The organism is Pantoea phytostimulans (genome assembly GCF_046118715.1).
Classification (GTDB): domain Bacteria; phylum Pseudomonadota; class Gammaproteobacteria; order Enterobacterales; family Enterobacteriaceae; genus Pantoea; species Pantoea phytostimulans.
Window position 1 is genome coordinate 199,503 of record NZ_CP173701.1, and the last position, 18,505, is coordinate 218,007.

General features: G+C 48.3%; 15 protein-coding genes and 3 pseudogenes. 12 read left to right on the forward strand and 6 right to left on the reverse strand.

The window, feature by feature from the left end; all coding sequences use genetic code 11:
* Positions 1-392: 392 nt before the first annotated feature.
* From ACF2G4_RS23340 to ACF2G4_RS23355, 4 genes and pseudogenes are all read right to left on the reverse strand, one after another.
* A pseudogene (locus ACF2G4_RS23340) lies at positions 393-682 on the reverse strand (mechanosensitive ion channel domain-containing protein); the annotation flags it as partial.
* Positions 683-728: 46 nt separating this feature from the next.
* Positions 729-1,163, reverse strand: coding sequence for a hypothetical protein (locus ACF2G4_RS23345; protein WP_128088316.1), 435 nt, complete (start codon positions 1,161-1,163; stop codon positions 729-731).
* A gap of 1,649 nt (positions 1,164-2,812) precedes the next feature.
* Complete coding sequence (locus tag ACF2G4_RS23350; protein ID WP_409076523.1) at positions 2,813-3,280, reverse strand: DUF2846 domain-containing protein; 468 nt, start codon at positions 3,278-3,280, stop codon at positions 2,813-2,815.
* Positions 3,281-3,584: 304 nt separating this feature from the next.
* On the reverse strand, positions 3,585-4,658 hold the full coding sequence (locus tag ACF2G4_RS23355; protein ID WP_409076524.1) for an MFS transporter: 1,074 nt from the start codon (positions 4,656-4,658) through the stop codon (positions 3,585-3,587).
* A gap of 233 nt (positions 4,659-4,891) precedes the next feature.
* On the opposite strand from ACF2G4_RS23355, the gene ACF2G4_RS23360 reads away from it, so the two are divergent.
* Complete coding sequence (locus ACF2G4_RS23360; protein ID WP_409076525.1) at positions 4,892-5,668, forward strand: DeoR/GlpR family DNA-binding transcription regulator; 777 nt, start codon at positions 4,892-4,894, stop codon at positions 5,666-5,668.
* 10 nt (positions 5,669-5,678) lie between these two features.
* Complete coding sequence (locus ACF2G4_RS23365; protein WP_409076526.1) at positions 5,679-6,239, forward strand: NUDIX domain-containing protein; 561 nt, start codon at positions 5,679-5,681, stop codon at positions 6,237-6,239.
* A gap of 258 nt (positions 6,240-6,497) precedes the next feature.
* On the opposite strand, the gene ACF2G4_RS23370 is transcribed toward ACF2G4_RS23365, so the two are convergent.
* Both ACF2G4_RS23370 and ACF2G4_RS23375 read right to left on the reverse strand, forming a co-directional pair.
* Complete coding sequence (locus ACF2G4_RS23370; protein WP_409076527.1) at positions 6,498-8,231, reverse strand: ABC transporter ATP-binding protein; 1,734 nt, start codon at positions 8,229-8,231, stop codon at positions 6,498-6,500.
* Positions 8,232-8,705: 474 nt separating this feature from the next.
* On the reverse strand, positions 8,706-9,521 hold the full coding sequence (locus ACF2G4_RS23375; protein WP_409076326.1) for a LysR family transcriptional regulator: 816 nt from the start codon (positions 9,519-9,521) through the stop codon (positions 8,706-8,708).
* A 5-nt stretch (positions 9,522-9,526) separates the two neighbouring features.
* Here ACF2G4_RS23375 and ACF2G4_RS23380 point away from each other — a divergent pair.
* The 10 genes and pseudogenes from ACF2G4_RS23380 to ACF2G4_RS23425 all read left to right on the forward strand — a co-directional run.
* Positions 9,527-9,886, forward strand: a pseudogene (locus ACF2G4_RS23380) (transposase); the annotation flags it as partial.
* Positions 9,887-10,919: 1,033 nt separating this feature from the next.
* Positions 10,920-11,123 (forward strand): N-acetylmuramoyl-L-alanine amidase, encoded by a 204-nt coding sequence (locus ACF2G4_RS23385; RefSeq protein ID WP_409076624.1) that lies wholly within the window; start codon positions 10,920-10,922, stop codon positions 11,121-11,123.
* Positions 11,124-11,409: 286 nt separating this feature from the next.
* Positions 11,410-12,221 (forward strand): annotated as a pseudogene (locus ACF2G4_RS23390) (helix-turn-helix transcriptional regulator).
* A gap of 99 nt (positions 12,222-12,320) precedes the next feature.
* Entirely contained in the window at positions 12,321-13,736 is a 1,416-nt protein-coding gene (locus ACF2G4_RS23395; protein ID WP_409076528.1) for an NAD-dependent succinate-semialdehyde dehydrogenase, read from the forward strand.
* A gap of 330 nt (positions 13,737-14,066) precedes the next feature.
* Positions 14,067-14,747 (forward strand): type 1 glutamine amidotransferase domain-containing protein, encoded by a 681-nt coding sequence (locus ACF2G4_RS23400; RefSeq protein ID WP_409076625.1) that lies wholly within the window; start codon positions 14,067-14,069, stop codon positions 14,745-14,747.
* 157 nt (positions 14,748-14,904) lie between these two features.
* The gene (locus ACF2G4_RS23405; RefSeq protein WP_243080068.1) at positions 14,905-15,660 is read left to right on the forward strand and encodes an alpha/beta hydrolase; all 756 of its coding nucleotides are present in this window, start codon (positions 14,905-14,907) and stop codon (positions 15,658-15,660) included.
* Between the two features lie 134 nt (positions 15,661-15,794).
* Complete coding sequence (locus ACF2G4_RS23410; RefSeq protein WP_243080069.1) at positions 15,795-16,616, forward strand: alpha/beta fold hydrolase; 822 nt, start codon at positions 15,795-15,797, stop codon at positions 16,614-16,616.
* 143 nt (positions 16,617-16,759) lie between these two features.
* A complete protein-coding gene (gene bhsA / locus ACF2G4_RS23415) occupies positions 16,760-17,020 on the forward strand; it encodes a multiple stress resistance protein BhsA (RefSeq protein WP_215845056.1) in 261 nt (86 codons plus the stop codon).
* Between the two features lie 69 nt (positions 17,021-17,089).
* Entirely contained in the window at positions 17,090-17,695 is a 606-nt protein-coding gene (locus tag ACF2G4_RS23420; protein ID WP_215845057.1) for a TetR/AcrR family transcriptional regulator, read from the forward strand.
* Between the two features lie 124 nt (positions 17,696-17,819).
* Positions 17,820-18,500 carry a type 1 glutamine amidotransferase domain-containing protein gene (locus tag ACF2G4_RS23425; protein ID WP_409076625.1) on the forward strand — a complete coding sequence of 227 codons (681 nt, stop codon included), beginning with the start codon at positions 17,820-17,822 and terminating at the stop codon, positions 18,498-18,500.
* Positions 18,501-18,505 lie beyond the last annotated feature (5 nt).

The window sequence follows — 18,505 nt, forward strand, 5'->3', positions numbered from 1 at the left end:
TTCCGTATTTACTTTAGCTTTCTGTAACAGCTTTTCGTTAAACGTACAGAACCCGAAGCCAGCAGCTGTTTTGCTGGCTTTGCTGCTCCTCCGTCATCCGGACTCAGGCCAGAAGTCCCGTTTGCAGCGTTGCTTTCTGAACATACAAAACTTTCTGTACTTCTGCGAAGGTTCTTCCTGGGCTTAAAGGCGTCGTCTGGAGCAGCACGGCAGGTGTCCGGTAACGGGACTTCACCACAATGCATATTTGAAATGGTTGTGCTCGCCGGCTGACCACCCCTGCCGTCAGAAGCTAAACAGGAGGCTGACCTGTTTTTCTTTGATTTGCTGTTCGAACAGCTTGCGTCACAACGGGGAAAGGGACTAATGCCGCAATGTTACCGTTAAGCTGACGGCCGTTTCTTCATGTGCGTTACCACTCGGCCACTGACCACCACGGCATTGGGAACCGTCACCTCATAGTTCTCTCGGGCAGGATTTTGGTTGCCAGCATACCCACCCGCTGACCACACCCTCATGATCGGCAATCCTTATCACCTCGCCTGTACGTAGCGCACGGGAACAGGTCAGAACCAGTTCACTCATGGCGTGGTTCATCACGCCGGCAGAGCCTGGTGTTAGCGTCAGGCCGAAGAAAGCGCTTAACTTCAAACGCCAGCGAATCTGCACCTGGCAGAACGGCAAGAGCAATTTTAATATGAGAGCAGAGCCTGAGAGGAGTTAAGTTGTCAGTAGTTGCCCGGCGAGTGCTTTCTGGGTACGCGGTGAACGTTACTTTTAGCCCTCAACTCAGGAACAGGCACAGGGGAGAGACGCGCCTCAGGTTTTTGACGCATCCTGACAGGCTCGCTCTCAGGTTTAACCGTTAAAGGTGGTGCAGCACAGATACGCGGCTTAACGGTAATGGCTTCCTGTCTGGCTTTCGGTTTAACAGCTTCAACCATAACTACCGGTCCAGGGATGCTGTGCTTCCCTTTTAAGCAGTCAGGGCATTGGCTGATATCACTGTAACGGCGTTTAGCCGCGGCCGCAGCCTGATGATATTCATAAAACGAGCCCAGGAATATTTGTCCTTCTTGCCGCAGCTTTTTACAACCCTTGCAATGCACGGTTATCCCTAAAAAAGGATCAATACAGGCATAGTAATAATACGACTTTATCACCGTTATTTCCTTTAAGTTCTGTGTGTAACCTTGAATATAAAAAGATTAATTTGGTAGTGCGTTGATTTCCCTGGTGCAGCAATAAAATCTTATTTTTTGACGCATTCCATACTACACATAGTCAGGCAATTAACCAACCCACTAAAATTAGTAGTGCCACGCCCTGTGATCGTAAAAGACACAATATTTCAGGAGCTGTAATTTCTTGCTGGCTTACGAATCCTTTAAAGTGAGTCGATAGTTCCTTAGGAATTTAAAAAACCAGAAACACACTTTGTAGAAAATGCTTGTCAAATGTTATAACTGCAACTTTACATTTTCCAGTACGTCAGAAAAGATGGTTATTTTTTACGCACTTTTTATTTTAATAAAATTTCAGGCATCCCTAAAATGCCAGGGTATTCAGCTAATAATTGCCAGCTTTAAAGCCAGTCTTCATTTTCTTCAATTCCGTTTGCTATGCCTGAGGGAATGATTACCGCTAACTAATGGAATAACAAGCTTAAATCTTACTTTACATCAGATCTCCCAGATGTATTATATATATTAATGATCCCATCCGCCTGAAAGATAAGAATTATTTAACTAATTTGGTTTCCGGTAAAAATAAGATAAATCCATTAATATCCTTGATCGCTCAGCATAATATAAATCGAATATTTAGTTTAATGATACGCAAAGTCTTTCAGTAATTTAGAAGCTGCAATTTTTTTGGATAACCGGAAAAATTTACTGCGCGGTTGTTCTGTCGTTTGCTTAACATTTCACAATGCCAGGCCAATTCTCCGCTCACAGCCGCCGACGCCAGTTAGCATAAGCAACTTTGTTTACAAAGCAAAAGAAAGGATGCTTCAGGTATAGCTTTATCATCTGCTGCCGATACTATGTATAGCGGTTGCGGGGAAGCCGGACGGCCAACACCAGGGCAAAACGTTCAGGCTTTCCCGCAGTGGTCTTCAGTAAAATCAGGCGTGTAGCGAATATCTTCAAATTAGGAATTTTACCCGCAAATTTTAATTTCCTTGGATTCTGAAAGTTAGAACATTCTTTTTACGCACCCGCATGTGACATTAGGGTATGCCCGACTGTCGCTGACATTAATGTTATGCCTTTTAGACCATTACTGGTTTTGCTGAAAGTGACTTTTAGGTTATGCCGCATAACTGCTATTAAACTGATGACAATAAGAAAGTAGCGCTGTAATGCATATAAAATTCCGGCTATATCATCTTGTTGAAAGTACCCCCTTATATTTAGGTTGACCTTTAAGTCAGTTACAATCGAATGATGACATTCACTCAATATCCGCTTTGTGCCAAAAGCGTAAGTTGTGTAAGCATAACTGCGACTAGGTTTGACTGAAACTGCGGATGGAAGAGACGAACTTAGTTTTGGATAAATAAAACTGAGTATCCGGGTGACGGGGGAATTACGTAGCGGGAGGAATGCCAGCAATGGACCGGATCGTTATGAGCGAATCGGGCACGACCCCAACATCCTGATCCAATCAGAAATAGAAGGCCACTGATACTTCGAAAACCAAAAGGACAAAGTAGAAGATGTGTCTGCAATGCCTTAAACATATAGTCAAACCGGCCAGAGAATGATATTCAGCCCAGATGCGGGCTGGATATCAGCTTTTCCGCCGGTCAGTTATCGCAATGACCTGGCACTGCTAACTTAACTTCAGATTTAGAAACGACGCGCATCCCTTCATTTTCGGAAACCTGCTCAAGTCCAGCACCACCAACAAAAACGCCCATTTTGATGTACTGGCGAACAAAGTAGTTTTTCCCGGATGTTAAACTGAGTGTCAGATTATTAGGTGAAAACTCGGATTCAGTTCCCAGCGTATGTGGTTGGCTGGTTGATATTTGCTGATAGAAAAAGACTCTGTCGGCCGTTTCACCAAGGCAGCGTCCGTCAAGATACACATCCTTTTTTAACGCTTTCCCCACAAAGCTGTCCCTGTATACATAAAGACCGGCTTTGCCATTTTCCGGAACCGGGAATGACTTAGCCGCCGTTGTTTCAGCATTACTGGCCAGAGGAACCGACGCACAACCACCCAGAAGCATTGAGGAAAGAAGGATAGCTAAGAATATTATTTTATTCATTGAATTCTCATGGGGTTAAGTAAAAAAACCCAATGAGAATAATCTTATTTTACACATATGTCACTAAGGGAAGCATTGAATTCTGACGACATCAATGTTCATCTTGAAGCCGTCAAAGTCCGCTCCTCGCTTACAGCGGACTGTGCCCCGTAAGCATGTCTGCTTTGTGCCAGAAGCGGACATTATCAGGCGCAGATACGATAACCTCGACCTGTCACTCTCTCGCTTCCCGGTGGTATCTGCCTGCTTTTCTGAAAACGATAACCCCGGCCAGTAATAATCCTGTGATACACAGAACGATACTTCACCGAAATAAATCACTGCTGTCTTTTGTACCGGTAAAGTAGCCTCCCGCAACAGCTCCAGACCCAATGCCAATATTGAACGACATAACATAAAGCGCTGATGCGAATTCAGGATAATCCCGTGACGCTTCGATTACCCAGGACTGGAGACCGACGATAACTACTGAGATGGCGCAGCCCCAGAGAAACAACACCCCGCCAGCACTTAGAGGACCCGGCAGCGTTATCAGCAGAAGAGCCTGTGCAAGCGCGATACCTGCTCCGCCCGCCAGCGTCAGTAACGACGGTTTGAGGGAAAAACGACTTACCAGCAGCGTACCGCAGGCTCCTCCCACGCCAAAAACAAAAAGCAATATTGTCAGAACATCAGCATTAATCCCCGGTATTGACCTCAGGAAAACAGTGACATAGGTATAACTCATGAAATGTGCCGTAATAATTAAAAGCGTTACGCCTGCCAGCAGACAGAGCAATCCGGAGAAGGCAGGTTTTGGCAGGCCAGATGGGCCCACTTTTGCTGTGGGTCCATGAACGCAAGGCAACCATCTGACAGCAAGGCACATAATAATCAATGAAAACAGGCCGAACAGACCAAACCCCTTTTGCCATCCGTAATAATTCCCCGTTGCAGTCGACAGCGGCACCCCTATAACTATCGCCAGCGATATGCCTGAGAAGACGATGGCTGTCGCCCTGCTGGCAGGCATAGAGCCAGCCATGCTGATGGCATAAGATGCGATACCTGCCCAGAACACACCGTGTCCCAGTGCTGCAATAACCCGGAGCAATAGCAGCATAACGAAATTGTCTGTCAGCATGACTGAACCGTTACATAGTGCGATAAGGCCGAGTAAAAAAACGAAAAGCTTTTTTCTGTCAATCGTTTGCGTGAGCAACGTGACGGGTATGACGGACAGGGTTATTACCCATGCATATACGGTAATCAGCATGCCGGCCTTTGCCCCGCTAATTCCCAGATGCTCTGCTATCTGATTTAACAGCCCGACGGGCAAATATTCAGTTGTCTGCGATACAAACGCGCCTGCGGCCAGGACAGATAATGCCTTAATCATGTTTTCTGGCCCCTTGTCTGTTGTACCTGTGTACGCCGTCTGCGGTCTCATCAGAGATACGTTTTATCCACGCTATGGCTGGCATAAGTTGCCAGCATGCCGGGATAACAGTTCTTCGCTTCAGGTGTAATAACTCTGCTCTCATTCTGCGCCTCGCATCCCGTCAGAATATTGCATTACTCTGCATATATCTGCATATTAACGCAATATATATTGCAAAATGGCGCACTAAGATGAAATTACCTGATGCAAGGCGGCAGAAAATTCTCGATTTATTAAGCCATCATGGCGAACTGCAGGCATCAATACTGGCTGAAAAGCTGGGTATATCAGAGGACACGGTTCGCCGCGATTTGATACGCCTTGAGTCTACAGGCATGCTTCGTCGCGTACGTGGCGGCGCGATTCCCCGCACACAAGTACCGCTTCATCATCAGGAAAGGCTGGGCAGAACGGGCGCGTCAAAAAACGCTATCGCTTCGATGGCAGTCTCGCTTATCCGGCAGGATGATGTCGTCGGACTGGACGGAGGTACCACCACGCTTGCCATCGCACAGGCTATCCCACCCGGATTGCGTTGCACCGTCGTAACGAACAACCTGCCCGCCGCCATGGCGCTGTCCGTTCATCCGGATGTGGAGGTAATTGTGCTGGGCGGTAAATTATTTAAGCCCGCGATGGATATGACGGGCCATAAAGTGTGTGAAGAGTTACGCACCATGGCTTTTGATATCTGCTTTATAGGTGCGGCGGCGGCGAATATAACAACAGGCTTCAGCAGTATCGACTATGAAGAGACGCAGGTTAAGCGCGGCCTGGCACAAGCTGCTGAGCGCAGCGTGTGCGTTATTTCGGGAGAGAAAATGGGAAAACATTCACCCTTTTCTTATGCATCACCAGGAGAAATCAGCGACATCATCACCGACGACGATGCGCCCGCTGACTATATTGCGCTGTTCATGGGCGAAGGCGTTAACGTTATTGTGGCAGAGCAACAGGGAAAGAAATAAGGAAATTATCATGAAGAAAGAGATTGAAACACTGGAATCAAGACAAATTTACCGTAACCGCTGGATGTCGCTTAAGGAGGACCGGATTCTGAGAGCCGATGGCAGCGAGGGGCTCTATTCCGTTATTGAAAAAGATGATTTTGTGGTGGTCATTCCGGTTGAGAATGATGAAGTCTACCTGGTTGAGCAATACCGTTACCCACTGGGCCAGAGAACCACAGAACTGCCACAGGGAAGCTGGGAATGTTCCCACGATGCTACACCTGAAGACGTTGCCAGAGGCGAGCTTAAAGAAGAAACCGGGTTGAGCGCCGGAAAAATGTTGTATGTCGGTTATCAGAAGCTCGCGCAGGGCTATTCAGCCCAGGGTTATCATATTTACCTTGCTACGCAGCTGACATTTACCGGCCAGCAACTGGAGGAGGAAGAGTACGGTCTGACGGTGAAAAAAATTAAAATAAGCGCCTTTGCTCAATTAATACGTGACGGCGAAATCACTGACGCCACTTCGGTTACCGCTTTCCTGCTGGCGATAGCTAAAAATATGATTTCTGAAAGCTGCCCAACATAAATAACATGACAACGTTGTCCGCTTTTCGCTCATAGCAGCCTTCTTTGCCTTGCCTGCGACACCTGAGTACTAAAGCGGATGTTGATGCTGCGCCTTATCTTAGTCAACTGGATGAAGTCCAGCTATATGATATTGAATGCTGACCGTTGTTCCGAATACTGGCGGGCAGTTCAGACCATTACGCAAGCAAGCAACAAAATTCCATAATGACCATATAAGTTAAGGCTGCTCGTGCAACCTATTATTTCATACTGAATGTTATGCAGACTCAGCAATCACCGACTTAAACTGCGCATGCCACATATCGAAAAACTTCCCTCGTCGGACAAGCAGGGAGTCAAAACTCCCATTTTCAATGACTTTCCCATCCGCCATAACGACAATTCTGTCGAACTCTTTGATGTTCCCCAGTCGATGGGTTACAGCAATCACAGTCGTGTTGAGTGAGAGGATCTCGTTGAAAAGTCGTTGCTCGGTTTCAGGATCCAGCGAAGATGAAAATTCATCAAATATGAAAAGGTTTGCTTTTCTGAACAGGGCCCTCGCTATAGCCAGTCTCTGCCACTGCCCGACAGAAAGTTCATCCCCACCGAACTGTTTCCCTAGACGCTTGTGCTGCTCATAGGGAAACGACACCTGCCTGAGCAATGCATCAATATCTGAAGATGTTGCTTCTGGCTCAAATTTACTGAGTGCAATATTTTCACCCACTGAAAATTCATATTTACCGTATTCCTGAAAAACAGTCGCAATCTGATTGCGGTAGTCATCGATATCCAGATTTTGCAAAGGGATACCTGAAACGGAGACATTTCCCTCGTTGAAAGCGTACATCCGTAACATCAGCTTGATGAGGGTAGTTTTGCCACTGCCGTTATCGCCCAGGATAGCCACCTTTTCACCGGGCGACACTTCCAGGTTTACACCGTCAAGGGCCTTATCGTCCCGCCCCTCATAGTTGAAGCTGAGATTGTTAATACTCAGAGAAAAGGGTTGGTTATCTGGCAGGACCCCGTCACCGTTTTTCACTGGCTCAATTTCGTCGGTCATAAAGGAATGGTAGCTATCAAAAAAACGGCTCATGATAGTCAGATTCGCGCCGTAATTCGCAATTTCATCCAGATGCGATTTCATCATGACGATTGACTGAAAAACCATGACCAGAGCACCGACTGCCATTTCGCTGGTGCGTAAATGGCCGAGGAAAAGAAAGATACCAAGGCTGAGTATGAGGAGACTCATCACCATTGCCGGGATGGGGGAAACCATAGCCCTTACACGCTGCTTATGCATACGGTTATACGTGTTTTGGGCCGACTCGTTATATTTGCTGAGAAGGTATTCGCCCAACCCATAAAGCCGGATTTCCTGTAGAAAACTCTTATCCATGCTCACGCCATAGACGTAACGCATGGCTATGGCATCTTTTGAGTTTCTAAACAGATCCTCCACGTATTTCTGTTGGATACGGATGTTGGTGACGATCATAGGAATGGCCGATAACGCACAGATGGCCGCCCCAACACCGGAATAGCTAATAAGTACCAGCAGCAGACTGCCGGCCATGACAGCAGCCCTGAACAAATAAATAATGCAGATGATAAAATTCAGAGGCCGGTAGGCTGCCTCTTTTTTCAAAAACTCCAGTTGTTCATAACGGTCCTTGTTATCAAACAGGCTCAGGGAAAAGGATTCATTCATCCGGCGCATAATACTGGTGCTGAAATATCGTGTTGAGATTTCCGTTACATCCCCCTGAACAAGATTTACCAGCGGTTCCATCAACTGAATGCCTAACAGTGAGATACACCAGATTGCAATGCTTACAATTAGAGCATTGTCACTGATTTGCGGAATATGAAGGGTGTTAATTATTTGTCCCGTCATGAAGACGTTTAATGCTGGAATGAGGCCCTGAAGAAGTACAATTGCAACGAGTGCTACGATGCGGATTGGACATGAAGCAAAAACGTACCTGATTGCAAGTATCACTGACTGCCTCCCTTGTTGCAGTTTTGTTGAATCATATCAGCCGCTGCAATGATAAACGAGAATGACACTCAATATCACTAAGGTTTTGTTTCCCATATATCGGTTACTCCCACAGCAGGCAAAACACATTTTGGGTTAGCCATTTGGCGCCAGTGATATCCCATATTTTTTTAGCAAATTTGTTCGAGTGTTTGATGCGGTTTCTAACCGCCTTAAGCGTTTCTAACGCTCACATAACTTTATGGTAAGACTAAATCAGCTCGGTCATTGAGTAGTCAGGTGTACAGTGATCTCTGGCTTGTTCCCGGTTGATTGACACACGGCATTGCTAGCAAGAACTATGGCGACTCAATTACGAACGTCTGCTGATCGCTCATAGCGGACTTACCGCCCGCATAAGGCTGCTTTGTGTCAACAGCAGACATCGACAACATCACGATATGTTGATAACCAAACCTACTCCGGCCTCACGTTTCAGGAGGTACTGTCAGGCGGACATGCCTTTCCAACAACGCCAGCCAGAAATTCCATGACCATTACAGCTGAGGGATCGCGTCTGTACTCTGGATAGGCAACCAGCCACATACTTCTGCCTGGAGGGGGAGAGTTTACAGTCAGTTTTATCAGAGAGCTGTCATTGTCCCCCATAAAACAGGGTAACGTAACCACGCCAAGCCCACTCCTGGCGGCCTGCTGCTGTGCCATCAGGTCGCTTGCCCGGAAAATAATCCGCCTGCCGTTCAGCAGGGATTCCAGCCATTTCTGCTGCGTCACATAATCCAGCGACTTCTCGTAGCCAATGAATGACCAACTTTCGGGCGGCCGATCCTGCCAGGAAGGTGAAGCATACAGGACGAAACGCATCGTCCCGATCCGGCGTACCAGCAAATCGGGATCATCCGGTCTTGTCAGACGGACCGCAATATCAGCCTCGCCTTTGTTCAGTTGAACATGATGGGATACGCCTGATAAGGAGAGCGGGATGTTCGGATGACTTTGCGTAAAGTCAGCCACGGCCGGTGCAATCAACAGCGCAGCGACAGCCGGGGATGCGCTAATCCTGACAGCAGCCGCTGGCGCAGCAGACAGCGACTTAGCCTGTATATAAACCCGGTCTGCAATCCTGTTCATTTCATCAGCCACAGAGGCAATGACTTTACCCTGTTCTGTAAGAGCGGTACGTCTGGGCAAACGTTCAGTGAGACGAAGACCGGGCGAAATTTCGAGGGCGGCGATGCGCCGGCTTACGGTGGCATGGTCGACGTGAAGCTCTTTTGCCGCAGCGGACATGGAACCCCTGCGTCGGAACACTGACAGCGAGTACTATTTCAACTGAGATTGGCGACGGGAAGCAGTACGCCAGCAGCCGTGACTTTGCGGCGGCAACAGGGCTGGTACCTCGACAGTACAGCACGGGAGGTCGGACGACATTGCTGGGAATTAGTAAGCGAGGCAACAAAAAGATCCGAACTTTGTTGGTTCAATGTGCCAGGGTATTCATACAAAAACTGGAACACCAGTCTGGTAAATTGGCCGATTGGGTCAGGGATTTACTGTGCAGGAAAAGCAACTTTGTCGTCACTTGTGCTCTGGCAAACAAGCTGGCCAGAATAGCCTGGGTACTGACGGCACGACAGCAAACTTATGAAGCATAACGGCAGAAATACACCGGTTTAACGAATCACTCATCTGGTTTTGCGAATACTGATATTGATGATATTAACGGCCCACCGGCCTGTTGAGGAACCTGTAAAACGGAAAGGCTCATTGAAGCCGTATATTTTCTGAAGGTTCATCAGGCGCGGAACTCATCGAGGCGCGGGAATAAAGTCCCATTCAGACGCCGGATAGATTCAAGCAAGCCAACTTATCGTCAAAATCGGTGTTGCAAAAACGGGAGTGACCATAGATTCCGTTTTCCAAGCGGACCCCATTTATCAGACCATTGCGGTTACGGGACGGACACTGAACGTTTCTTTCGGGCAGAAGCCATGATTGCCTGTTCATCATAATTAAACTTTACATCTGCCATACTCTTTATGCTCGTTTTGTTATAAATAAAAGGCCGCTTTACTGGGCAGAAATAATGCCCGGCAAAAAAAAGCGAGTGCCACTTTCCCAACAGATACCACTGTACGTCAGCGTTTAACACAGCAGTGCTGTCTTATCGTCTGTAGTTACATCATCCAGCAGCTCTCTGACTAACATCCAATACTCCACCTTACCCTCAAAGCCCCTCCCTGACACGTCTCTGAAACACCGTTCCCCTCTCAACCCAGACCCGCGCCGGACCTGCAGCCCGGTTGCCCCCACTAAACAGCCCCGCCGCCCGGCCCGGAGGGCCGGTAATGGAGTTGCTGATTAATGAATGGTGTAACTAATTGCTTCGGTGTTGCTGTGAGTGGTGTCGCGGGTTCTTTCTTTCGTCTGCGACCGTCAGGTTTCTGTGCGCCTGACAGGCCGCTGCTTAAACGGCGTCTGGCAGGGTATGGTGGGGGTTTGCGCGGTAGGTAGGGGAGAGGGCGGCAGCGCACTGCTCGCCAGAAAACAGCATCACCGGCATCTGCCAATCGCGGTGAGAATTGGTATCCCAATAATCAGAACAGGCCGAAGCCCACGGCGCTGCGCTGTTACTGCATCAATGGATCTCTGATACGTTGGCCGAGGCAGCGGGTATAGCGGACATCGATATGCTGCAGGCTATCACTTACTACTCCTGAGCAGGCGGGATTTGCGGTGTTGAAATCGCCGCGAGTTCTCTCGGTGCTGGTGCAAAAATCGTTTATTACCAACAAGCACGAAGAGAAAATGCTTGGCGAACCTGTCTTTCAGAAGAATATGGCCCGCGCACTGGCGACCGGCATTAACAGCTACTTCCTCAATGAAATATAAATAATTTGCTGAGTTGAGACCCTTTTGGGACGTTCTTTAGTAAGTTGATTCAAAAAGATGAATACATAAAGGTGCAGAACCGATGCATTCTTGCCTCGTTGATAGAAAGGCAATTCCAGTAGAACACAGTTTTCTACTCCCGTGGCAATCAACGTTAGCCATGGAAGTGAAGGATTTTTGTGCATAAATTATGCTGTTGAGCATAGGGTTCAGATGAAAAAAGAAGAGATTCATCAGCATTTTGATGAAGCGTTGGCCAAACAGGCACATTTATAGGCAAACTATTATGGTTAAAAAAACCACTTCAGAACAGCGTCGTGAACTCGGTGCTTTCCTTGTAAGCCGGCGCGCACGGCTAAATCCTCAGGACTTTGGCATGAATAAGGGCACTCGCCGCACACCCGGTTTACGTCGAGAGGAAGTTGCTGTGCTGGCTGGAGTCAGTGTGAGTTGGTATACCTGGCTTGAGCAGGGGAGAGAGATTAAACCTTCGGCAGATGCGCTCCAACGTATAGCCAAAGTTCTTAAACTTAACAGAATTGAATCATCCCATCTTTTTGCCCTTTCACCGCGCGAAGAGCCGTTACCACATCCCCTCGCGGAGGAGTGAGTGATGGCCTGAAAAGTTTGGTGCGCGCTATCGATCCCATTCCGTCATATGTGAGAAATGCCCGACTTGATATTCTCGCCTGGAATGATGCTATTGCTGATTTGTTTATCGATTATGGTTCGCTGCAACCTCATGAGCGTAATACGTTGCGACTGCTGTTTCTTTATCGTCCGTATCGCACGCAGATCCTGGATTGGGAGCAGATGGCACGAGGGATGATCTCCGTTTTCCGTGCATCACGCGCCCATGCTCAGGACAAAAAGCCTTTTGACTATCTCATTGAAGAACTCTCTGAAAAAAGCCCGGAATTCAAAGCATGGTGGCAGGATACGGATGTTAAAGGCATGGGAGAGGGGAGCAAGCGGCTTATGCATCCTACTTCTGGACATATTGAATTTACCTACGTCGCACTTACGCCAGAGGGGAGACCCGACCTCTCTCTGGTGACTTATATTCCTCGACACGTTACCTATGACTCCCAGTCATAGGATAACAAGATGCCTTCCAGGGATGATTAGACCTGCCTAAACTGGATTTTATCGAAGCACACAACGAGCTTCTCTTAGACCGTTTATGAGGAAAAAACTATGTCATCTCAACATGTTACACAGAATACGCTGTCTCTTGATGTCGCGACTTCACGTAATCCTACGACGGACGAGTTGATCGCGACTTATGAATTTCAAACTGCAGACCAAGTAGAAGGCATGCTGGCAGATAATAACGCGGCTTTTCGCCTGTGGCGTGCTACTCCCATGTCGACACGCGTAGAAGCTTATCGTCGTTTATCAGCGATTCTGCGCGAGCGCTCAGAAATTTTGGCAGGGATCATCACCGCTGAAATGGGGAAAACACTAGCAGCAGCCCGCGCAGAAGTTGAGAAGTGTGCAGCTACTATTGATTGGATTGCCAGCAATGGCCCAGCAATCCTCGCAGATGAACCTGTTTCTGTCGAAAATGACGATCAGGTACATGTTTCATATCTGCCGATTGGCTCTATTTTGGCCGTAATGCCCTGGAACTTCCCTTTATGGCAGGTCATTCGCGCTTCGGGCCCGATTATGCTGTCGGGGAACGGTTTTATCCTCAAGCACGCGCCCAATGTTATGGGCTCTGCCTATGCTTTGCAGGATGCTTATGAGAGAGCAGGCTTCCCTAAAGGTTTATTCGCCAATCTTATTGCTGATAACGAAACTGTTGCAGAAGTTATTGAGGATGATCGCATTGCAGCAGTGACATTGACAGGGAGTATGCGGGCGGGGTCTGCCGTATCGGCGATTGCAGGCAAAGCATTGAAAAAAAGCTTGCTTGAGCTAGGTGGCTCAGACGCATTTATTGTGCTAGCTGATGCCAATATTGATTTGGCTGTTACAGCTGCTGTTGAAGCGCGATTCCAAAATGCTGGCCAGGTGTGCTTAGCCGCGAAACGGTTTATTTTGGAAAAACCCATCGCGGAGGAATTCACACAAAAATTCATCGCGGCCGTCAGACTGTTGAAGGTTGGCGATCCGCTGGACCCGCAAAATAGAATCGGGCCAATGGCACGAAAAGATTTGCGTGATGAATTACATAATCAAGTGGAACGAACTCTCGCAGCAGGCGTGACACTACTTCTTGGGGGGAATAAAATCGCGGGCAGTGGCAACTTTTATGAGCCTACCGTATTGGGCGATGTAGGTCCGGGAATGGCTGCATTTGATGAGGAAACCTTCGGCCCTGTTGCCGCTCTCACTATCGCAGATGACGTTGAGCATGCCATTGAGCTGGCAAATACCAGCGATTACGGCTTAGGGGGCAACCTTTGGACCAGCGATGTTTCTCGTGCCCAGCGAATCGCGCGGCGCTTAGAAACAGGAGGCGTATTCATCAACGGATTTTCTGCCACTAATGCACGCATTCCGGTTGGCGGTGTAAAAAAGAGTGGATATGGTCGCGAACTCTCGCACTTTGGCCTGCGTGAATTCACAAATGCTCAGGCAGTTTGGGCAAAGAAAGTTGACTAAGTGCATCATCGATACATGAAAAAACGCAGTTGAATAAGCATTAAAATTAATGGGTTATCTCATCGTGTCAGGCACCCGCTATGAGAAGGTGCTTGGCACATAAAAGATGAAAAAAGTTTTTTAATTATCTGTAGACGACCGGTCTATTATTTGCTAGCTTATACACATGCCAACGGCGACCGAGTGACACAGCACGACAGCCGTTCCGGTAGAACGAAACAGCACGCAGAGCTGGCCGGAATATGAGACACGGGTAATAACATTTTTATTTACTAACTTAGTAGACGACCGGTCTAATCCACTATCAATCTGAAATGCAGGAGAGTAATGATGAAAATTCTTATGGTCTTAACCTCACACGACAAACTGGGTGACACCGGCCGCCAGACCGGCTTTTGGCTGGAAGAGCTGGCCGCACCTTACTACGCCTTTAAAGATGCAGGCGCAGAAATTACGCTGGCTTCACCGAAAGGCGGTAACCCGCCGTTAGACCCAAAAAGTAATGAGCCTGACTTCCAGACCGCGCAGACCCACCGCTTCGAGGCAGACGCCGGAGCAACAGCCCACCTGGCTTCAACGGTTCGCCTCGACAGCGTTTCACAAGCTGATTACGACGCCGTTTTTTATCCGGGTGGTCACGGACCTCTGTGGGACCTGGCCGAAGATAAAAACTCCATCGCCCTTATCGAAGCATTCCTGGCGGCAGACAAGCACGTCGCGCTGGTCTGCCATGCGCCCGGCGTGCTGCGCCACGTCAAAACCCCGGAGGGAAAACCGCTGGTAGAAGGCCGTAAGGTCACAGGTTTTACCAACAGCGAAGAGGAAGCCGTGGGCCTGACGCAGATTGTGCCTTTTCTGGTAGAAGACGAGCTGATTGCCAAAGGCGGGATTTACTCGAAAGGGGCGGACTGGAGTTCTTATGTGGTCAGCGACGGCCTGCTGATCACCGGGCAAAACCCAACGTCCTCGGCGGCGACGGCGGCTCAGCTGATTAAGCAGCTGGGTGCATAACTGTTAATCACGTGGGGAGGGAGTTCTTTAAGCACTTCCCACTTAGTAAATCTAGACAACATCACACACCTGAATATCCGTCCGCTTTCATGTAAGTCAGGGAGCCAAGATGTCATGGGTGTTAACTTAAAAAAATGACAACTGAAGGAAATTAATCATGTTTAAAAAATCATTTACTACTCTGGCTTTAAGCCTGGTTCTGTCAGTTTATGCTCAGTCTTCAATGGCTGCGCCGGTAAAAAACATAGTTCTGGTACATGGCGCTTTTGTTGATGGCTCAGGTTGGAATCCAGTGGCTCGCATTCTGAATAAAGCAGGCTACAAAGTGTCGATTGTTCAGGAACCTCAAACCTCGCTGGCGGATGATGTCGCTGCGACTCGACGCGCTCTCGCGTTACAAAGTGGTAAATCATTACTGGTTGGCCATAGCTACGCCGGAATGATCATCAGTGACGCGGGAAATGATCCCTCTGTTGCCGGTCTGGTTTACATCGCAGCGTTCCAGCCAGAGCAAGGTGACTCATTGCTAAGTTTGGCCAAAAAATATCCGCCAGCTGCTCAGTCAATTACTGAAACGCCAGATCACTTCCTTTATATCAAACCGGAAAATTTCCACGCGGACTTTGCAGCTGACTTGCCAGTCAAAGAAACAAATCTGTTGGCACAATCTCAACTCATGCCCGCAGTAGCAGCATTCACTGCCCCGGCAGGCGTTCCGGCATGGAAAACGAAGCCAAGCTGGGCCGTAGTGGCGACGCAGGATCGTGCTATTAATCCAGAATTAGAGCGCTTCATGGCTAAACGCGCGCACAGCACCATCACTGAATTGAAAGGCAACCATGCCATCTACGCATCGCAGCCGGAAAAAATTGCGACCCTGATCGAAAAAGCGGCGCAAAGTTTATCTCAGTAAACATCAGTTAAATGCTTTCTTGGCCAGTCATTCTTTGAATGATTGCCAAGTGTAAAAGCAAATATAAGAAAAAAACACTTCTAAATCAAATGCTCCGCCCATGAGGCGTCGCCAACAGAAAAGAGAATAAAGAGATGAAAACTATTCAGGTAAAAGACGGTTCTAAGATTGCATATAAAGACTTTGGCAAGGGACAAACCATTATTTTCTCCCACGGCTGGCCATTATCAAGTGATGCATGGGATGCGCAAATGTTGTTCTTCGGTCAGCAGGGGTTCCGTGTAATAGCTCACGATCGCCGCAGCCATGGCAACTCGAGTCAGACGTGGGACGGCAATGATATGGATACCTACGCTGAAGATTTATCATCACTCATCGAACAGTTAGATCTCAACGATGTTGTTCTGATTGGACACTCTACTGGCGGTGGGGAAGTCGCACGCTATATCGGTACGTATGGCTCGGCACGCGTCAGCAAAGCAGTACTTATCGGCGCAGTACCTCCGATTATGCTGCAGAGTGAGAAAAACCCTGGCGGTCTGCCTATGGAAGTGTTTGATGGCATCCGTGCTGCGGTCGAAAAAGACCGTTCTCAGTTCTACAAGGATCTGACCACGCCGTTTTTCAACTATAACCGTTCGTCAGAGACGCCTTCTGATGGTGTGAGAGAAAGCTTCTGGCTCCAGGGTATGCAGGGTGGGATCAAAGGTCAATATGACTGTATCAAACAGTTCTCTGAGGTTGATTTCACTGATGACCTTAAGAAAATCGATGTGCCAACCCTGATCATGCACGGTGATGACGATCAGATCGTTCCGCTGGCCGACTCGGCCATTCTGTCCGCGCAACTTGTCAAAGATGCGCAGCTCAAGGTCTATGCAGGATTTGGCCACGGAATGACAATCACCCAAGCCGGGACGATTAATGAAGACCTGCTGCGATTCATTGAAGAGTAAAGCGATAAGGGACATACAAGGCCCCATTTATACCCGTTTTTCCAGGTCTTGAACGAATTTTTAAAAAAAATTCAGTACCTAAAAATATACCCACTTACCCACACTTAAAGTGTGCTTAAAAATAATTTAATGAGGATATAATCATGAAAAACGTAACTAAAGCCTTTGCCGTAATCGTACTAACTGCCGCTTCTTTTGCCACTGTTGCCGCGACCGAAGTCAACGCTGTACCTGTGAAGGGGCAAAGTATAGGGGTGATCAACGCTTCAGCTGTCGGAACTAATTTGAGCGACCTGCAGGACAAACTGGCGGCGAAAGCGACTGAACATGGTGCAACGTCTTACCGTATTATTTCAGCCGGTGGCGATAACCATCTGTACGGTACTGCTGAAATCTACAAATAAGCTTTAGCAAAATGGAATGCTTTTAACTTACCTATAGACGACTGGTCTAGTTCTTGGTAGATTAAACATATGAATACTACATCTCAACTACATAACAATGAAATCCGCGAGCACATTCTTGCGACAGGTCAGCGTATTATGGCTGGTAAAGGATTTTCTGCGGTCGGATTGAATGAAATACTCAAAGATGCTGGTGTGCCTAAAGGCTCTTTCTATCACTACTTTAGTTCGAAAGAAGCTTTTGGTGTAGATATGCTGGCACACTATTTTGATGATTATCTAGCCGATATCGACAGGACACTGAGCCAGCCTGGTCTCAATATGGCTCAGCGACTGATGAACTACTGGCAGCAGTGGCGAGAATCTCAGTCGTTCTCTGAGTGTCAGGGTAAGTGTCTTGCCGTGAAACTAGGTGCTGAAGTTGCCGATCTTTCGGACACGATGCGCTTAACGCTAGAGGCAGGCACGTCAGGGATAATCTCGCGTCTGGCCGAAGCGTTAGAAACGGGCGTAGCCGAGGGGTCTCTCACGATTGAAGATACACCTCGTACTGTGGCAGAAAGCCTCTACCAGCTTTGGGTTGGTGCAAGCGTAATGGTCAAGATTGTTCGAAATACTGGCCCGTTTGATTCAGCGCTGATCACGACAAGAAAAATTATTCATATTACCCCCTAGCAAGGGGGTAATCAGTATAGAGCCGTTTTTTGTACCCACTTTATAGACGACCGGTCTAATATTGTCCACAATGAATAGACGACTGGTCTAATCCACTATCAATCTGAAATGCAGGAGAGTAATGATGAAAATTCTTATGGTCTTAACCTCACACGACAAACTGGGTGACACCGGCCGCCAGACCGGCTTTTGGCTGGAAGAGCTGGCCGCACCTTACTACGCCTTTAAAGATGCAGGCGCAGAAATTACGCTGGCTTCACCGAAAGGCGGTAACCCGCCGTTAGACCCAAAAAGTAATGAGCCTGACTTCCAGACCGCGCAGACCCACCGCTTCGAGGCAGACGCCGGAGCAACAGCCCACCTGGCTTCAACGGTTCGCCTCGACAGCGTTTCACAAGCTGATTACGACGCCGTTTTTTATCCGGGTGGTCACGGACCTCTGTGGGACCTGGCCGAAGATAAAAACTCCATCGCCCTTATCGAAGCATTCCTGGCGGCAGACAAGCACGTCGCGCTGGTCTGCCATGCGCCCGGCGTGCTGCGCCACGTCAAAACCCCGGAGGGAAAACCGCTGGTAGAAGGCCGTAAGGTCACAGGTTTTACCAACAGCGAAGAGGAAGCCGTGGGCCTGACGCAGATTGTGCCTTTTCTGGTAGAAGACGAGCTGATTGCCAAAGGCGGGATTTACTCGAAAGGGGCGGACTGGAGTTCTTATGTGGTCAGCGACGGCCTGCTGATCACCGGGCAAAACCCAACGTCCTCGGCGGCGACGGCGGCTCAGCTGATTAAGCAGCTGGGTGCATAACTGTT

Bases quoted from the DNA above. Each gene is read 5' to 3' on its own strand.
- ACF2G4_RS23355 (WP_409076524.1), bottom strand. From the start codon at position 4,658: ATGATTAAGGCATTATCTGTCCTGGCCGCAGGCGCGTTTGTATCGCAG.
- ACF2G4_RS23400 (WP_409076625.1), top strand. From the start codon at position 14,067: ATGAAAATTCTTATGGTCTTAACCTCACACGACAAACTGGGTGACACC.
- ACF2G4_RS23365 (WP_409076526.1), top strand. From the start codon at position 5,679: ATGAAGAAAGAGATTGAAACACTGGAATCAAGACAAATTTACCGTAAC.
- ACF2G4_RS23405 (WP_243080068.1), top strand. From the start codon at position 14,905: ATGTTTAAAAAATCATTTACTACTCTGGCTTTAAGCCTGGTTCTGTCA.
- bhsA (WP_215845056.1), top strand. From the start codon at position 16,760: ATGAAAAACGTAACTAAAGCCTTTGCCGTAATCGTACTAACTGCCGCT.
- ACF2G4_RS23350 (WP_409076523.1), bottom strand. From the start codon at position 3,280: ATGAATAAAATAATATTCTTAGCTATCCTTCTTTCCTCAATGCTTCTG.
- ACF2G4_RS23360 (WP_409076525.1), top strand. From the start codon at position 4,892: ATGAAATTACCTGATGCAAGGCGGCAGAAAATTCTCGATTTATTAAGC.
- ACF2G4_RS23425 (WP_409076625.1), top strand. From the start codon at position 17,820: ATGAAAATTCTTATGGTCTTAACCTCACACGACAAACTGGGTGACACC.
- ACF2G4_RS23420 (WP_215845057.1), top strand. From the start codon at position 17,090: ATGAATACTACATCTCAACTACATAACAATGAAATCCGCGAGCACATT.
- ACF2G4_RS23395 (WP_409076528.1), top strand. From the start codon at position 12,321: ATGTCATCTCAACATGTTACACAGAATACGCTGTCTCTTGATGTCGCG.
- ACF2G4_RS23375 (WP_409076326.1), bottom strand. From the start codon at position 9,521: ATGTCCGCTGCGGCAAAAGAGCTTCACGTCGACCATGCCACCGTAAGC.
- ACF2G4_RS23410 (WP_243080069.1), top strand. From the start codon at position 15,795: ATGAAAACTATTCAGGTAAAAGACGGTTCTAAGATTGCATATAAAGAC.